The following is a 14,997-nucleotide window of genomic DNA, read 5'->3' as shown; positions in this document are numbered from 1 at the left end:
CCCGGACCCTCAGTGTCCGGGAGTACCGCCCGACGCGAACGGCGGCTTGGCAAACCAGATGGCGATCATCGCCAGTCCGAAGATCAGGCCAAAGATCCAGAACACGTCATTGACCGCCAGAGTCGCCGCCTGCATGTCGACGATGCGGTTGAGCGCCGCGTTGGCGGTCGGGCCCTGCACGCCAAGTGCCTGGAAGCGATCGAGGTACTCTGTCGTCGTGCGGCTGCCCTCGACGACGTTCTCCGACAGCACCGCGTGGTGATACGTCGTGCGATGGGAGTACATCGTCGTACTCACGGCCGTCGCGATACTGCCTGCCAGCGTGCGGAAGAAGTTCGACAACCCGGATGCGCTCGCGACCTCCTCATCGGGCATGCCCGAGAGGATGATCTGGTTCACCGGCACGAAGAACAACGCGATGCCCGCACCCATGCAGAGCCGCGGGATGGCCAGCTCGCTGTACGGCGCGTTCGTGCTGAGCGTCGACATATAGAACGATGCGGCAGCGAACACCGCGAAGCCGATCGTATTGAGCAGACGCAGGTCGAATTTGCTCTGGAACACGCCGACGATGGGCGACAGCACGATAGCCAGGATGCCGATGGGAGCGACGACGAAGCCTGCCCAGGTGGCCGTGTAGCCGAGTACCTCCTGAACCCACATCGGCATGACCACCGTACCGCCGAAGAAGGCGAACATGCCCAGCGAGAGGCACAGCACGCCCACGAAGAAGTTTCGTCGGCCCAGCAGGCGAAGCTCCACCACCGGATGCTTGTGCATCAGCTCCCATGCGACCAGGAAGGTGATGCAGACCAGCGACACGATGGCGAGCACCACGATGGTCGTTGAACTGAACCAGTCGTCGTCGTTGCCGTTGTCGAGCATGAACTGCAGGCAGCCCACGCCGACGGCCAGCAGGAACAGGCCGATCGCGTCGATAGGCATCTTCGTGACTTTCGACTCACGGTCGCGAAGCAGCGCATAGGTGACGACGACCGCGAAGATGCCGACCGGGATGTTGATGAAGAAGATCCACGACCAGTGGTAATTGTCGGTAATCCAGCCGCCGAGGATCGGGCCGAAGACCGGCGCGACGACCACGGTCATCGCCCATAGCGCCAGCGCGATAGGTCGCTTCGCCACGGGGTAGTTGTTGAGCAGCAGCGTCTGCGAAAGCGGGACCATCGGACCCGACACCGCGCCCTGCAGGAGGCGGAAGACAATCAGCATCGGCATCGACGTGGAAAATCCGCAGAGTGCGGAAAACACGACGAACAGCATCACCGACACCATGAAGGTCCGCACTTCACCGAAGCGACGTGCCACCCAGCCGGTCAGCGGCTGCATCACCGCGCTGGCCATGGAGTAGGCGCTGATCGCCATCGTGCCCTCGTTGCTGCTCACGCCTACGTTGCCGGCGATGGTGCGCACCGACACGTTGACGATGGAGATGTCGAGCACCTCCATGAACGTGGCGAGCGCCACGCCCGCGGTGAGCAGGACCAGCGCACCGCCGGTGAGCGGCGGCCGGGATGCGCCGTTGCCGTTCTGCCCAGCCATCGATCAGCCGCCGCGCTTCGCCGGGACCGGCTTAGGCGTCGTATCCACGGTGTTCTCGCGGATGATCTGTTCGGCGCGCTGGTCGGCTTCGCCCATCTCCTCCTCATAGACGTTGGTGCTGGCCAGAGGCTTGCTGCGGATCGTGTCGGACAGCACACGGCCATCGCGGTCGTGCGTATCGACGTTCACGTCGGTCGACAGACCGATCCGCAGCGGATGCTTGCGGAGGTCTTCCGCATCGATCGCCACGCGCACGGGCAGACGCTGTACGACCTTGATCCAGTTGCCGGTCGCGTTCTCGGCGGGCAGCAGCGAGAACGCGCTGCCGGTGCCGGCATTGAGACCGACGACCTTGCCGTGATATTCCACGTCCGAGTACATGTCGGTCGTCAGCTTCACCGGCTGGCCGATGCGGATGTGTTCGAGCTGCGTCTCCTTGAAGTTCGCATCCACCCAGAGGTCGGCGAGCGGCACGACCGTAAGCAGATCCTGGCCCGGCTGAATACGCTGGCCGACCTGTACCTGACGACGGGCGGCATAGCCTTCGATCGGGGAGACGATCGCGTTGCGCCCATTGTTGACCCATGCGTTACGGAACTGCGAACGCGCCTGAATCACCGCGGGATAGTTCTCGATCGTGGTGCCATCGACCTGCGCATGAGCGGCTGCGGCCTCGCGCTCCGCGGCATCCAGTGCGGCCTTGGCCTGCTGCATCTGGCGCTTGCCCGTGTCGACTTCTTCGGCCGATACGGCGCGACGCTCGAGCAGCGGATGGCGACGGTTGTAGTCGTCACGTGCCTGCTCATACTGCGCACGGCGCTGCGGAATCGCGGCGTCGGCCTGGTTGGCCTGCTGCATCCTGGCCTGTGCTTCGCGCACAGCCTGGGCGAGCTGGCCTTCGGCGTTCATCAGGGCGACCTTCGCATCGACGGGGTCGAGCCTGATCAGCACCTGACCCTGATGGACGCGCTCGGTTTCTTCCACGCCCACCTCCACCACCGTGCCGGCGATGCGCGAGGAGATCGTGACCATATCGCCCTTCACATAGGCATCGTCGGTCGTCTCGCGCTGTGACAGCACGAAGATGTAGAGAAGCAGCCATGCCAGGCCGGCGAGGATGAAGACCGCGGCGATGATGGAAAGGATGATGACCTTCTTGCGCTTCGCCTTCGGGTCCTCGTCCTTCTTGTCCTTACCGTCCTTGTCCTTACCGTCCTTGTCGCCGTCTTTCTTGTCGGCGTCCTTCTTCTCGTCGTCCTTGCCGTCGGGCTTGTCCTGAGGCTTCTTCTCGTCATCGTCGCCGTCGTGACGACCATCGTCGTCGCGCTCGCCACGCGGCGATTCGTCACCGTACTTGTGCAGGTACTTGTAGCGGTACTTGTACGGCTGCGGCGTCAGGCCGCCTTCGGCGCCTTCGCGCTGATCGTCGTTTTCAATGGTCATCGCGGGGAGTCCTTGCCGGCGGCGGCGGCCGGAAGATCGGGCAGGTCGTCGGCGTGATAACCGCCGCCGAGCGCGTGGATGAGGGAAAGATTGGCGGAAAGCATCTGGCTGGTGAGCTGCAGGCGCGCATCGCGCTGCTGGTCCAGCTGCATATCGGCATTGAGCCAGGTGCGGTCGTCGATCAGGCCTTTCGACCGACGGTCAGCGGCTTTGGCCTTCTGCGCGGCGCTGGCGTCGTACTGCCGGTCGACCTGCACGCGCTGGTTATCCAGCATCTGCAGCGTGGCGACACCTTGCGCGATATCGCCGGCCGCTTGCACCACTGCCCCGTCGTACTGCGCCACGGCGCTGTCGAGCTGGGCCTGCGCATTCTCGAACTGCGCACGCAGGCGGCCGCCACTGAAGATCGGCAACTGTACCGACGCGCCGATGTTGCCCAGCGTCAGGTCGGTCCGCGTTCCCGAGCCGAGATCCGGATAGGTACGCAGGAAGGCACCCAGCGCCATCAGGCTCACGTCGGGGTAATAGGCCTTGCGCGCCTGGTCGATGTTCTTCGACGAGGCTTCGATCTGCCATCGCGCCGCTGCGATATCGGGCCGCCGTGCGAGCAGACCCAGCCGGGCGTCGTCGGGCAGCCGCGTATCGGGTGTGGGCAGCGGCGACGGCGTGAGGCTACCCAGGTCCTTCGGCGATACGCCGGCCAGCGCGGCGAGCTGGACGAGATCCAGGCTTGCGGCGCCTTCCAGCTGCGCCACGTTCTGCCGCGTCTGCGCGAGCTGCCCATCGGCCTGATCGAGGGTGGTCGGATCGTCAAGACCGCCATGCACACGCAATTCGACCAGCTCGCGGTACTGCGACGAACTGTCGGATGCATGGCGGGCGACGGCGAGGCGCGCCTGCTGCGCCTGCCAGTCGAAGTAGGTGTTGACGACGTTGTACTGCAGCGACGTCGCCGCGGAGGCCCGCTCGGCCTCGGCGGCACGGGCCTGGCCGACGGCTGCCTCGACCGCAGCCTTCTGCTTGCCCCACAGGTCGAGGTCCCACGTCGCGAGCGCCCCTGCGGCGCCGCTGTTGCTCCAGCTCTTGCCGGGATTCAGCTGAAACCCCTGGGCGCTACCGGCGGCACCGGGTGCCTGACCCTGCAGGGACACGTCGTTGTACCCGTGCCCGCCATTCAGAAGCCCGCGTACCTGCGGGTTCAGTTCCGCCTTCGAGGCATCCACGGCGCGGAGCGCCGCCCGATACCGGGCTTCGGCCTGCTCCATGTTGGGCGAGCCGCGCATGGCGAGGTCGACGATACGATCGAGCTGCGCGTCGTCGTACCGTTTCCACCACTCAGGCTGCGGCCATCCCGCCTGGGACGTGGGCAGCCCGGCGACAGGTACTTCGTCGCGCGGAACGAAGGCCGGAGGACGCACGGCGGGCGCGCAGGCGGCGACCGCAAGCGCCGCGACAAGTACGCCAATGCGTAGCCCGCCGGTTCGACGGCGGAGCCGGAGGAATGTGTGCATGTCGAATCCGTGTGAAATTTCTTGCGAGAGGCGATGACATGCCCTTGCTGCGTCGCCGAAAATTAACAGTGGTTGACGTGGGCAACGCGTGACGGTTCATTGAGTGAAGCAAGTCGCACGGATTCGTGCTGCGGTGCGGCTAAGCTAGGGGACCTGCTCGACCACCGGATTTCCCCGCCCGTGAATGACCTGATCAGCGACATCCTCCTCGGCATCGTCGAGGGGATCACCGAATTTCTGCCCATCTCCAGCACCGGTCACCTGCTCATCGCCGAACGCTGGCTCGGCGCGCGCTCCGACCTGTTCAATGTCGCCATTCAGGCCGGTGCGATCCTCGCCGTAACGTTCATCTACTGGCGGACGATCTGGAATCTGCTGACCAACTGGCGTCGCCCGGAAACGCGCGATTACGTCATGAAGCTGGGTGTGGCCTTCCTGATCACCGCGGTGCTTGGCCTGATCGTCACCAAGCTCGGCTTCAAGCTCCCCGAGACGATCACGCCGATCGCATGGGCGCTGATCATCGGCGGCATCTGGATGATGGTGGCCGAGAAAGTGGCTGCCAATCGGCCCGATCAGGTGTTCGTCAGCTGGCGTGTCGCCATCCTGGTCGGCTTGGCGCAGATGGTCGCCGGCATTTTCCCCGGTACGTCACGTTCGGCATCCACCATCTTCGTGGCCATGCTGGGCGGCACCACCAATCGCGCGGCCGCTACCGAGTTCGCGTTCCTCGTCGGCATCCCGACCATGTATGCGGCGACCGGCTACGAGTTGCTGAAGACCTTCACGCACGGCGGCGCGGCCGGCGAGGACTGGACCGGGCTGGCGGTGGCTTTCGTCGTGTCGACGATTGTCGCGTTCGTCGCGGTGAAGTGGCTGCTGGGGTATATCCGCTCACACCGGTTTACGGTGTTCTCGATTTACCGGATCGTGCTGGGGATTGCGCTGTTGCTGTTTCTGCCGGCTGGAGGTTAACGGCTAGCCGGGGCATGGCTATGCCGCTTCGTTGGCTTTTCGCCAGCAGGGCTGGCTCCTACAGCGCTGCGGCACGCCCGCCGGGTCCGCGAATCCCGTAGGAGCCAGCCCCGCCGGTGATGCTTTCCCGCAAGAAAACCTCACGCAACAGCCGCGATACGCTCCACCGGCGGGGCCGCACGCAAACGCGCCAGTTCGGCTTCCTGCTGTTCTAGCAGCTTGCACTGCGGCGTGCTGGTCCGCTGGAACAGCTCGCTGGTCCACTCGATGAAGGCCTGCACGCGCGCGGAGAGGTGGCGCTTCTGCGGGTACACGATCCACAGGTTGGAACCGGTGGAGATCGTGTCCGTCATGATGATTTCGAGCGCGCCCTTCTGCAGGGCGGTGGCCGCCAGGCAATGCGGTGCCTGGATGATGCCGAGGCCCGCGACCGCCGCCTGAATCACCGACTCGCCGTCATTGATGAGCATGTGCGCATCGACATCGACGGCGACCCGGCCACTCGGCGAATCGAACTGCCACTGGTACGGCTTGCCCGTGCTGGGATGCACGAAGTTGACCGTGCGATGGGCCTTGAGATCCTCGATGCTGGTCGGCGTCCCGTGGCGCGCCAGATACGACGGCGCCGCGCACAACACGTTGCTGAAGTGCCCGATCTTCCGCGCGATCAGGCTGGAATCGGCGAGCTCGCCCATCCGGATCGCGCAATCGAACCCTTCCTCATTCAGATCGAAGGGAAAGTCGCACATGGTCAGTTCCAGCCGAATGTCCGGGAAACGCTGCTCGAACTCGGCCAGATTGGGTATCAGCGCGGCCCGGCCCACGGCCGACGACGCCGCCACCCTGAGCTTGCCGGCCGGCTTGGTTTTCGCGTACCCGAGCGCCTCGGTGGCTTCGGTAAGGTCCGCGAGGATCTCCTTACATCTGGAGTAGAACGCGGAGCCATCGTCGGTCAACCGCAGCGAACGTGTCGAACGGAAGAACAGCCGCGCACCGAGGCTTTCCTCCAGTCGCGAGATCGCCCGGCTAACGCCCGAAGGGGTCATTTCCAGATGCTGCGCCGCAGAAGAAAAGCTCTTGGCTTCCACCACGCGGACGAAAACGCTGATCGCTGAGAAGTCTTCCATCGCCAACTCCGGGGACCGTCATTCGTGACTGTGCGTCACAGGCGAGGTGATTGTAGACCCATTTTTCGCTTGACGGTCAAGACCTAGATTACGTCACCTGGGTGAAACCGGCTTGACCTCGAGCGCGCTTGAGGTCGTACGCTGCGCCGCCGCACGACTTCCAGCCTTCGCTTCGATGCTCTCTAGGACCCCGTCATGAAAAAGAAACTCCTGTTCGGTTCGTCCGCACTCGCTGTTGCCATCGCCTCCGCGCTGTGGCTGAGCAGCGGCGGCCTGCCCTCCCACGCTGCCGAGCCCGCCCCGGCCATGCCGGCGCCCGAAGTCACGGTAGCCCAGGTCCTCCTGCGCCCGGTGTCCGACGCCAGCGCGTTCACTGGCCGCATGCAGGCGGTCGACTCGATCCAGATCAAGCCGCGCGTCAGTGGCTATATCGACACCGTGCATTTCCGCGAAGGTACCTCGGTGAAGAAGGGCGACCTGCTTTTCACCATCGACCCTCGTCCCTACAAGGCCGAGTCCGACCGTCTGGCCGCGAACCTCGCGCAGGCCCGCGCCGAAGCCAAGAATGCCGACGCCAATGCGGCCCGCGGCGCCAAACTGGTCCAGCAGCATGCCGTCTCGCAGGAAGAGGCCGACCGTCTCGATACCGCGGCCGCCAGCGCCAAGGCGCAAGCCGCCTCGGTGCAGGCCGCACTCGATAACGCCCGCCTCAACCTGTCGTTCACCGAGGTTCGCGCCCCGGTCGACGGCAAGGTCAGCAACGCGCAGATCACCGCCGGCAACCTCGTGACGCCCAGCGACACGCTGACCAGCGTGGTTACCGTCGATCCGATGTACGTCTACTTCGATGTCGATGAGCAGACCTTCCTCAAGCTCGATCGCCTGCGCCGCCAGAGCGGTCACGCGCCCGAGGTAGAAATGGGGCTGGCCGACGAGACCGGCTATCCGCACGCCGGGAAGATCGACTTCGTCGACAACCAGATCCGCGCCGGCGCCGGCACGATCCGCCTGCGTGCGGTGTTCCCGAACGCGGACGGCGCTTATACGGCCGGCCTGTTCGCCCGCGTCGAACTGCGCAGCGGCAACACCCAGCCGCGCGCGCTGATCGACGACAAGGCGGTCGGCACCGATCTGGGCAACAAGTTCGTCTACGTGCTGGGCAAGGACAAGAAGGTCGAGTACCGCCGCATTTCCACGGGCGCACTGGTCGACGGCCTGCGTGTCGTCGATACCGGCCTCAATGCCGACGACGTCGTCATCGTCAACGGCCTCCAGCACGTACGCCCCGGCGTCGAAGTGAATGCGAAGCGCGTGGCGATGGCCTCGCTGGTACCGGAGGGCATGCGCAACGTCGCCGCCAACCGTCCGGCCGGCGTCGACAGCGTGGCGCAGAACCAGGACTGATCCACCATGAAAATCGCCCAATACTTCGTCAACCGCCCGATCCTCGCGGGCGTGCTGTCGGTGCTGTTCCTGATCGCGGGCGGTATCGCCGTGTTCAAACTGCCGATCAGCGAATACCCGGAGGTCGTTCCGCCGACCGTCGTGGTCAAGGCGAGCTACCCGGGTGCCAACCCGAAGGTCATCGCCGAGACCGTCGCCACGCCGCTCGAAGAGCAGATCAACGGCGTGGAAGGCATGCTGTACACCTCCTCGCAGGCGACCAGCGACGGCCAGATGACCCTCACGGTCACCTTCGCCCTGGGTACCGACCTCGACAACGCGCAGGTGCAGACGCAGAACCGCGTCGCCCAGGCCCTGCCGCGTCTGCCGGAAGAAGTGCAGCGTCTCGGCGTGACGACGACGAAGAGCTCGCCCGACCTGACCATGGTCGTGCATCTGACCTCGCCCGATCACCGCTATGACATGCTCTACCTGTCGAACTATGCGCGTACGCGCATCAAGGACCAGCTCGCCCGTCTCGACGGCGTGGGTGACGTCCAGCTGTTCGGCGCCGGCGAATACAGCATGCGCGTGTGGATGAACCCGGAAAAGCTGGCCATCCGTAACCTGACCACGGGTGACGTGATCAAGGCCGTACGCGAGCAGAACATCGAAGTCGCCGCGGGCTCGCTGAATGCGCCGCCCGGTCCGAACTCGAACGCGTTCCAGGTCAACATCAACACGCGCGGCCGGCTGGTGACCGAGGACGACTTCCTCAACATCATCGTGCGCAGCGACGCGTCGGGCTCGGTCACGCATCTGCGCGACGTCGCCCGCGTCGAGCTCGGCTCGAACAACTATGCGCTGCGCAGCCTGCTGAACAACCGCGAGGCGGTCGCGATCCCGATCTTCCAGCGTCCGGGCTCGAACGCGATCGCGATCTCGGACGAAGTGCGTGCCGAGATGGCGACGCTGAAGAAGGATTTCCCGCAGGGTGTCGACTATTCGATCGTCTACGATCCGACCGTGTTTGTGCGCGGCTCCATCGAGGCGGTCGTGCATACGCTGTTCGAAGCGATCGTCCTCGTGGTGCTCGTCGTCATCCTGTTCCTGCAGACCTGGCGTGCATCGATCATTCCTCTCGTGGCGGTACCGGTATCGCTGATCGGCACCTTCGCCGTGATGTACCTGGTCGGCTTCTCGCTCAACGCGCTGTCGTTGTTCGGCCTCGTGCTGGCAATCGGCATCGTCGTCGATGACGCAATCGTGGTCGTGGAGAACGTCGAGCGACACATCGAGCACGGTCTCGACCCGAAGATGGCGACACGTCAGGCCATGACCGAAGTTACCGGACCGATCGTGGCGACGGCGCTCGTGCTCTGCGCGGTGTTCGTGCCAGCCGCCTTCATCAGCGGTCTGACCGGACAGTTCTATCGCCAGTTCGCCCTGACCATCGCCATCTCGACGGTGATCTCGGCCTTCAACTCGCTGACCCTGAGCCCGGCGCTCTCCGCGATCCTGCTGAAGGGCCGCGACGAGCCGAAAGACAAGCTCACGATCTGGATGGAGCGCAGCCTCGGCTGGTTGTTCCGGCCGTTCAACCGTGGCTTCGACCGCGCATCGCACGGCTATGTCGGCGGTGTACAGAAGATCCTGCGCTTCTCGGCGGTCGTGCTGGTGCTCTACGCCGGTCTCGTCGCCCTCGGCGTGCTCGGCTTCGCGAAGACGCCGACGGGTTTCGTCCCGACCCAGGACAAACAGTACCTCGTGTCGTTCGCGCAGTTGCCGGATGCCTCCTCGCTGGATCGTACCGAAGGCGTGATCCGCCGCATGGGCGATATCGCTCTGAAGGATCCGGGCGTCGAAAGCGCGGTGCAGTTCCCCGGCCTTTCGATCAACGGCTTCACCAACAGCACCAACGCGGGCATCGTGTTCGTCACGCTCAAACCGTTCGAGGAACGTCGTTCCGCCGATCTGTCGGCCGAGGCGATCGCGGCTCGTCTGAACGGCCAGTTCGCCGGCATCCAGGACGCGTACATCGCCATCTTCCCGCCGCCTCCGGTCAACGGCCTCGGCACGATCGGCGGCTTCCGCATGCAGATCGAGGATCGTGGCGACCTGGGCTTCGAGGAGCTGTACAAGCAGACCCAGGGCATCATCGCCGCCAGCCAGAAGACACCGGAGCTCGCGCACCTGTTCACCAGTTTCCAGGTGAGCGTGCCGCAGTTCGACGCCGACATCGATCGCGAGAAGGCGAAGTCGGAAGGTATCGACCTTGGCGACGTGTTCCAGACCATGCAGGCGTACCTCGGTTCGCTCTACGTCAACGACTTCAACCGCTTCGGTCGCACCTATCAGGTGAACGTGTCCGCCGAACCGTCGTTCCGTCATGAGCCATCCGACATCGTGGGGCTGAAGACGCGCAACGCCGCGGGCGACCTCGTGCCGCTGGGTTCGTTCCTCACCGTACGCCAGACCAACGGCCCGGATCGTGTGCAGCACTACAACGGTTATCCCACCGCCGAAATCAACGGTGGCGCGGCGCCGGGCTACAGCACGGGTCAGGCTCAGGCCGCAATGGAGAAGCTCGTCCAGGCCAACCTGCCCAACGGCATGACCTATGAGTGGACCGAGCTTACCTACCAGCAGATCCTCGCCGGCAATACCGCGGTGCTGGTGTTCCCGCTGTCCGTCCTGCTCGTCTTCCTCGTGCTGGCCTCGCTGTACGAAAGCCTCAGCCTGCCGCTGGCCGTGATCCTGATCGTGCCGATGGTGCTGCTGTCCGCGATCGTCGGTGTGATCGTGACCGGTGGTGACAACAACATCTTCACCCAGATCGGCCTGATCGTTCTCGTGGGCCTGGCCTGTAAGAACGCGATCCTTATCGTCGAGTTCGCCCGAGAGGCGGAGATCGGTGGCATGAACCGTGTGGACGCGGTGCTCGAAGCGGCCCGCCTGCGACTGCGCCCGATCCTGATGACCTCGTTCGCTTTCATCATGGGCGTGGTGCCGCTGGTGACCTCGCACGGCGCGGGTGCGGAGATGCGTCATGCGATGGGCGTGGCGGTGTTCGCCGGCATGCTGGGCGTGACCTTCTTCGGCCTGATCTTCACCCCGCTCTTCTATGTGCTGATCCGCGCCTGGAACGAACGCTCCGAGGCTCGCCGCAACGCGCGCCGCGAACGTCGTCTCCTCGACAACGCGGCCCGGGAGTCGTAATTCATGAAAGTCATGTTCCGTAGTACGGCCCTGTTCGCGGCCCTCGTTCTCGCCGGGTGCGCGAGCGTGGGCCCCGATTACCACGCGCCGAAGGAAGCGCCGGTCACCCTGCAAGGCGTCGACGCCACGCACCAGAACCATGGTGACGTGCAGGCGCAGTGGTGGAAGCAGTTCGGCGATCCGACGCTCGATGCGCTGATCGTCCGCGCGGCGAAGGGCGCGCCGGACCTGCGTATCGCGATGGCCCGGCTGAATCAGGCGCGTGCCGCGCTGGGTACCGCGAAGTCGCAGCAGATTCCCGACGTGGAAACCGTTGCCTCGTACCAGCGCACGCGTGCGCAGCAGCCGGGCTTCACCGATCAGCGCACGACGGTGACGCAGTATCAGGCGGGCTTCGATGCATCGTGGGAACTCGACCTGTTCGGGGGCGTTCGGCGCTCGGTCGAGGCGGCCCGCGCCGATGCCGCCGCGGGCGAAGCCTCGTTGCAGGATGCTCAGGTCACGCTGTTCGCCGAAGTCGCACGCAACTACTTCGACCTGCGCGGCACGCAGCTGCGGATCGATGTGGCCAATCGCGACATCGCCAACCAGCGCGATTCACTGAAGGTGATCAACGCACGCGTGGAGGTCGGCACCGGTGCCGAGCAGGATCTGGCCAGCGCCAGGGCACGCCTCGCGGCGGTCGAGGCGCAGCTGCCGGTGCTCGAGACCCAGGCACAGGCCGATACCTTCCGCATAGCGGTGCTTCTCGGTTCGCGACCGGGTGAACTGGACGTCGATCTGTCACCCGCGACCTTCAGGCCGATCGACGTCAGCCTGGCCATCGGCGGCGCCGACGAAGTGCTGCAGCGCCGTCCGGATATCCGGATCGCCGAGCGTCAGCTTGCCGCCGCGAACGCGCGCATCGGTGTGGCCAAGGCCGACTACTTCCCCCATATCTCACTGGGCGGTTTCATCGGTTTCCTCGCGGGCCGCAGCAACGACTTCGGCGGTGCCGATTCGCGCGCGTTCCAGGTCGCGCCGAGCATCTCCTGGTCCGGGCTCAACGTGCAGCGCGTCGCTTCCGGCGTGCGCGGCGCACGTGCTCAGGCGGAGGAAGCGCAGGCCAACTACGACCGCACGGTGCTCACCGCGCTGGAAGACGTCGACAACTCACTGGTCGGTTTCAACCAGCAGCGCGTGCGTGTCGAAAAGCTGGTCGTCCAGGCGACGGAGAGCCGTCGTGCGGCGGAGCTGGCCAAGTTGCGCTATGACGCGGGCCGCACCGACTACCTCGAACTGCTCGACGCGGAGCGCACCCAGCTCTCCGCCGAAGATCAGCTCGCGGAAGCCGAGGCCGCCATCAACACCCGTGCCGTGCAGCTGTACAAGGCCCTGGGCGGTGGATGGCAGGCGTGCGGCGACAACGCGTGCAGCGAGGTTGCGAAAGCCCCATGAGCCCCGCGAAGGTTCATCGCCTGCCCGTAAAGACGAAGCGTATGAACCCGACCGCCGTGGAACCGCCGCTCAGCCAGCGCATCGCGCTGGTGAGCGGCGCCAATCGCGGGATCGGCTTTGAAGTGGCGAAGCAGCTGGCTTCGCTGGGTGTCACGGTATTTCTCGGCGGGCGTGAACTCGCCAAGGCGGAGAAAGCCGCGAAGTCGGTACGCGAACTGGGCGGAGACGCCCACGCCATACGGCTCGACGTCACCCGTGCCGACGATATCGAAGCGACGATCGCGACCATCGATGGCCGCTTCGGTCGGCTCGACATTCTCATCAATAACGCGGGCGGGCATTTCGACGTGCGAGCTCGCACGTCGAAGCCCGACATCGATGACATCCGTGGCGCGCTCGACGTGAATCTACTCGGGGCATGGTGTCTCACGGCCGCCGCGCTTCCCCTGATGCGTCGCCATGGTTACGGCCGGATCGTCAATGTGTCGAGCGAATGCGCGACGCATGAGATGTGCGGCGACAACGCACCGGCGTATCGCATTTCCAAGGCGGCGTTGAATGCATATACGCAGGTCGCCGCGCGCGAACTCGAAGGCAGCGGCGTGCTCATCAATGCGGTCTCCCCCGGATGGACGGCGACGGCCATGGGCGGAAGCGGCGGTCGACCGGTAGCGGAGAGCGCCGAGGGTATCGTGTGGGCGGCACTGCTGTCTGAGCGCGACGCCGCGCACGGACAGTTTTTTCGCGACAAGCTCAGGATCGCCTGGTAGCCGCCCCTTTGTCGAGAAAAGCGTCGGCTAAAAATCCGGCGGAGCGTATGCCACCTGTCGAAACAAAACCCTTCAGCACCGGCTGCGATTCACCGGGAAATGATGTGCGCGAACCACTCCCATCCGCGCAGTTTGGCGGTGACGAGTTTCACGCAGGTCAGCATCGGTACGGCCAGCAGCGCGCCGGGAATACCCCACAGCCAGCCCCAGATCAGCAGCCAGAGAAGAATGGCCACGGGGCTGAGCCGTGACCGGCGCCCCTGCAACATCGGGGTCAGCAGGTTGCCTTCGATGGCGGTGATGCCAGCAAAGGTCGCGGCGGGAAGCAGCGCCGGGCCGACTTCCTGAAAATGAAGGACGCCGACGACGGCAAGCACCGTGGTTGTCGTGATCGCACCCACATAGGGAATGAAGTTGGCGACAGTCGCAACCGTGCCCCAGAGCAGCGGATCGGGCACGCCGTACAGATAGAGCATGCCAGCGGTGACGAGGCCAAGCGTGACGTTGATCGCGGCGGTGAGCAGCAGGTAGCTCGACACCTCGACCTGGATGCTGCGCACGATGCTCACCGTGTGCCGCTTGTACGCGAAGGTGGGCGATATCTCCACCGCGCGGCGGAGGATCTCGTCGCCGTACACCAGAAAGAAAAACACCAGCAGGGCAACGGTTAGCACGCTTGCCAGAACCTTCGGCGCACCGGCCACGATATCCCATGCGGTGAACGCGAAACCCGCGTTCGCCTGAGGCGCGTTACGCGTCACGGCGCCGCCAACCAGATTCTGTGTCGCCCGGCTCGCCGCTTCGATCTGCTGCGTCATCGGCTTGATCTTGGGCGCGAACGCACGCATCGCCGTCGGTGCTTCGTGGAACCAGTTCAACGCGGGCGTCGACAGCGTCGCGATCGCTGAAACGAGCCCCACGTTAAGCGTCACCATCACGATGACCGCGGCCAGCCAGCGTGGAAAACGCACCCGCGCCGCGGCGACGACGATCGGGTTCAGTGCAAGGCCGATAAAGGCCGCGAGTACGAGCGGGACCAGCAACGACTTGCCCAGAACGACGGTATAGAGCACCGCCAGCAGGATCATGCCGGTCAATGAAATACGTATGGCGCGAAGGTGGCGGGAGATACGCCGGGTGCTGCGACTGCTGCCGGGTTTACGCCGCCCGCGCGTGATCAGCGTGGACACGGCGGCCCCCGGCGCCGTCGTCGATGGCAACGGCGTAGGGAGTGGACTGGGAAAGTCGCTCATGACACGTCGTCGGCCACGTCGGCGACATCGCCGGCCAGATCTCCGAGCAAGCTGCCGGCGGCCATCGATATCACCTTTCCGATGATATCGGCCGTCCCACCCGCGACGAGCCCGCTGACGCCAGGCACCGCGAGCGGGTTGAGCTTGATGTTACTGAGGAAAAAACCGCCGCCGGCCGCGATGCCGAGCACCGTCAGGGGATTCTCGTAGCCGCGCGCGATGAGCGCGGCGGCAGGCTCGACGACTTCGGCGCGTGCGGCGACGACGCGTGCGCGCGCCTCGGTCACTTTCGCCATGCTTCGGAAAATACCCATCGTCG

General features: G+C 65.0%; 11 protein-coding genes. 5 read left to right on the top strand and 6 right to left on the bottom strand.

Annotated elements, in window-relative coordinates:
• Nucleotides 1–9 precede the first annotated feature (9 nt).
• Genes B5X73_RS07835 through B5X73_RS07825 form a run of 3 tightly spaced genes read right to left on the bottom strand, consistent with a single transcriptional unit; the run spans nt 10 to nt 4,514 of the window.
• Complete coding sequence (locus B5X73_RS07835; protein ID WP_079521216.1) at nt 10–1,560, bottom strand: DHA2 family efflux MFS transporter permease subunit; 1,551 nt, start codon at nt 1,558–1,560, stop codon at nt 10–12.
• Between the two features lie 3 nt (nt 1,561–1,563).
• Complete coding sequence (locus B5X73_RS07830; protein WP_079521215.1) at nt 1,564–3,003, bottom strand: HlyD/EmrA/EmrK family protein; 1,440 nt, start codon at nt 3,001–3,003, stop codon at nt 1,564–1,566.
• Entirely contained in the window at nt 3,000–4,514 is a 1,515-nt protein-coding gene (locus B5X73_RS07825; RefSeq protein ID WP_079521214.1) for an efflux transporter outer membrane subunit, read from the bottom strand. Before B5X73_RS07825 ends, B5X73_RS07830 begins: the two co-directional genes overlap by 4 nt.
• A 180-nt stretch (nt 4,515–4,694) precedes the next feature.
• On the opposite strand from B5X73_RS07825, the gene B5X73_RS07820 reads away from it, so the two are divergent.
• A complete protein-coding gene (locus B5X73_RS07820) occupies nt 4,695–5,489 on the top strand; it encodes an undecaprenyl-diphosphate phosphatase (protein ID WP_079521213.1) in 795 nt (264 codons plus the stop codon).
• 140 nt (nt 5,490–5,629) lie between these two features.
• On the opposite strand, the gene B5X73_RS07815 is transcribed toward B5X73_RS07820, so the two are convergent.
• Nucleotides 5,630–6,616: a LysR family transcriptional regulator gene (locus B5X73_RS07815; RefSeq protein WP_079521212.1), complete on the bottom strand. Its 987-nt coding sequence runs from the start codon at nt 6,614–6,616 to the stop codon at nt 5,630–5,632.
• Nucleotides 6,617–6,811: 195 nt separating this feature from the next.
• On the opposite strand from B5X73_RS07815, the gene B5X73_RS07810 reads away from it, so the two are divergent.
• The 4 genes from B5X73_RS07810 to B5X73_RS07795 are packed head-to-tail and all read left to right on the top strand — an operon-like array spanning nt 6,812 to nt 13,425.
• A complete protein-coding gene (locus B5X73_RS07810; protein WP_079521211.1) occupies nt 6,812–8,020 on the top strand; it encodes an efflux RND transporter periplasmic adaptor subunit in 1,209 nt (402 codons plus the stop codon).
• Nucleotides 8,021–8,026: 6 nt separating this feature from the next.
• The gene (locus B5X73_RS07805; RefSeq protein ID WP_043696638.1) at nt 8,027–11,218 is read left to right on the top strand and encodes an efflux RND transporter permease subunit; all 3,192 of its coding nucleotides are present in this window, start codon (nt 8,027–8,029) and stop codon (nt 11,216–11,218) included.
• 3 nt (nt 11,219–11,221) lie between these two features.
• Nucleotides 11,222–12,655 carry an efflux transporter outer membrane subunit gene (locus tag B5X73_RS07800; protein ID WP_079521210.1) on the top strand — a complete coding sequence of 478 codons (1,434 nt, stop codon included), beginning with the start codon at nt 11,222–11,224 and terminating at the stop codon, nt 12,653–12,655.
• The gene (locus B5X73_RS07795) at nt 12,652–13,425 is read left to right on the top strand and encodes an SDR family NAD(P)-dependent oxidoreductase (protein WP_079521209.1); all 774 of its coding nucleotides are present in this window, start codon (nt 12,652–12,654) and stop codon (nt 13,423–13,425) included. Before B5X73_RS07800 ends, B5X73_RS07795 begins: the two co-directional genes overlap by 4 nt.
• Before the next feature lie 89 nt (nt 13,426–13,514).
• Here the strand turns inward: B5X73_RS07795 and B5X73_RS07790 are convergent, their stop codons facing one another.
• Together B5X73_RS07790 and B5X73_RS07785 are read right to left on the bottom strand one after the other, a co-directional pair.
• Entirely contained in the window at nt 13,515–14,678 is a 1,164-nt protein-coding gene (locus tag B5X73_RS07790; protein ID WP_079521208.1) for an AI-2E family transporter, read from the bottom strand.
• Nucleotides 14,675–14,974 (bottom strand): hypothetical protein, encoded by a 300-nt coding sequence (locus B5X73_RS07785; protein WP_176167771.1) that lies wholly within the window; start codon nt 14,972–14,974, stop codon nt 14,675–14,677. The genes B5X73_RS07790 and B5X73_RS07785 overlap by 4 nt, the downstream gene beginning before the upstream one ends.
• Nucleotides 14,975–14,997: the final 23 nt, after the last annotated feature.

The sequence above is a fragment of the Luteibacter sp. 22Crub2.1 genome, assembly GCF_900167995.1.
Lineage (GTDB): Bacteria > Pseudomonadota > Gammaproteobacteria > Xanthomonadales > Rhodanobacteraceae > Luteibacter > Luteibacter mycovicinus.
The sequence above is the reverse complement of the archived record's forward strand: the minus strand, read 5'-3'. Positions and strand labels throughout refer to the sequence as shown.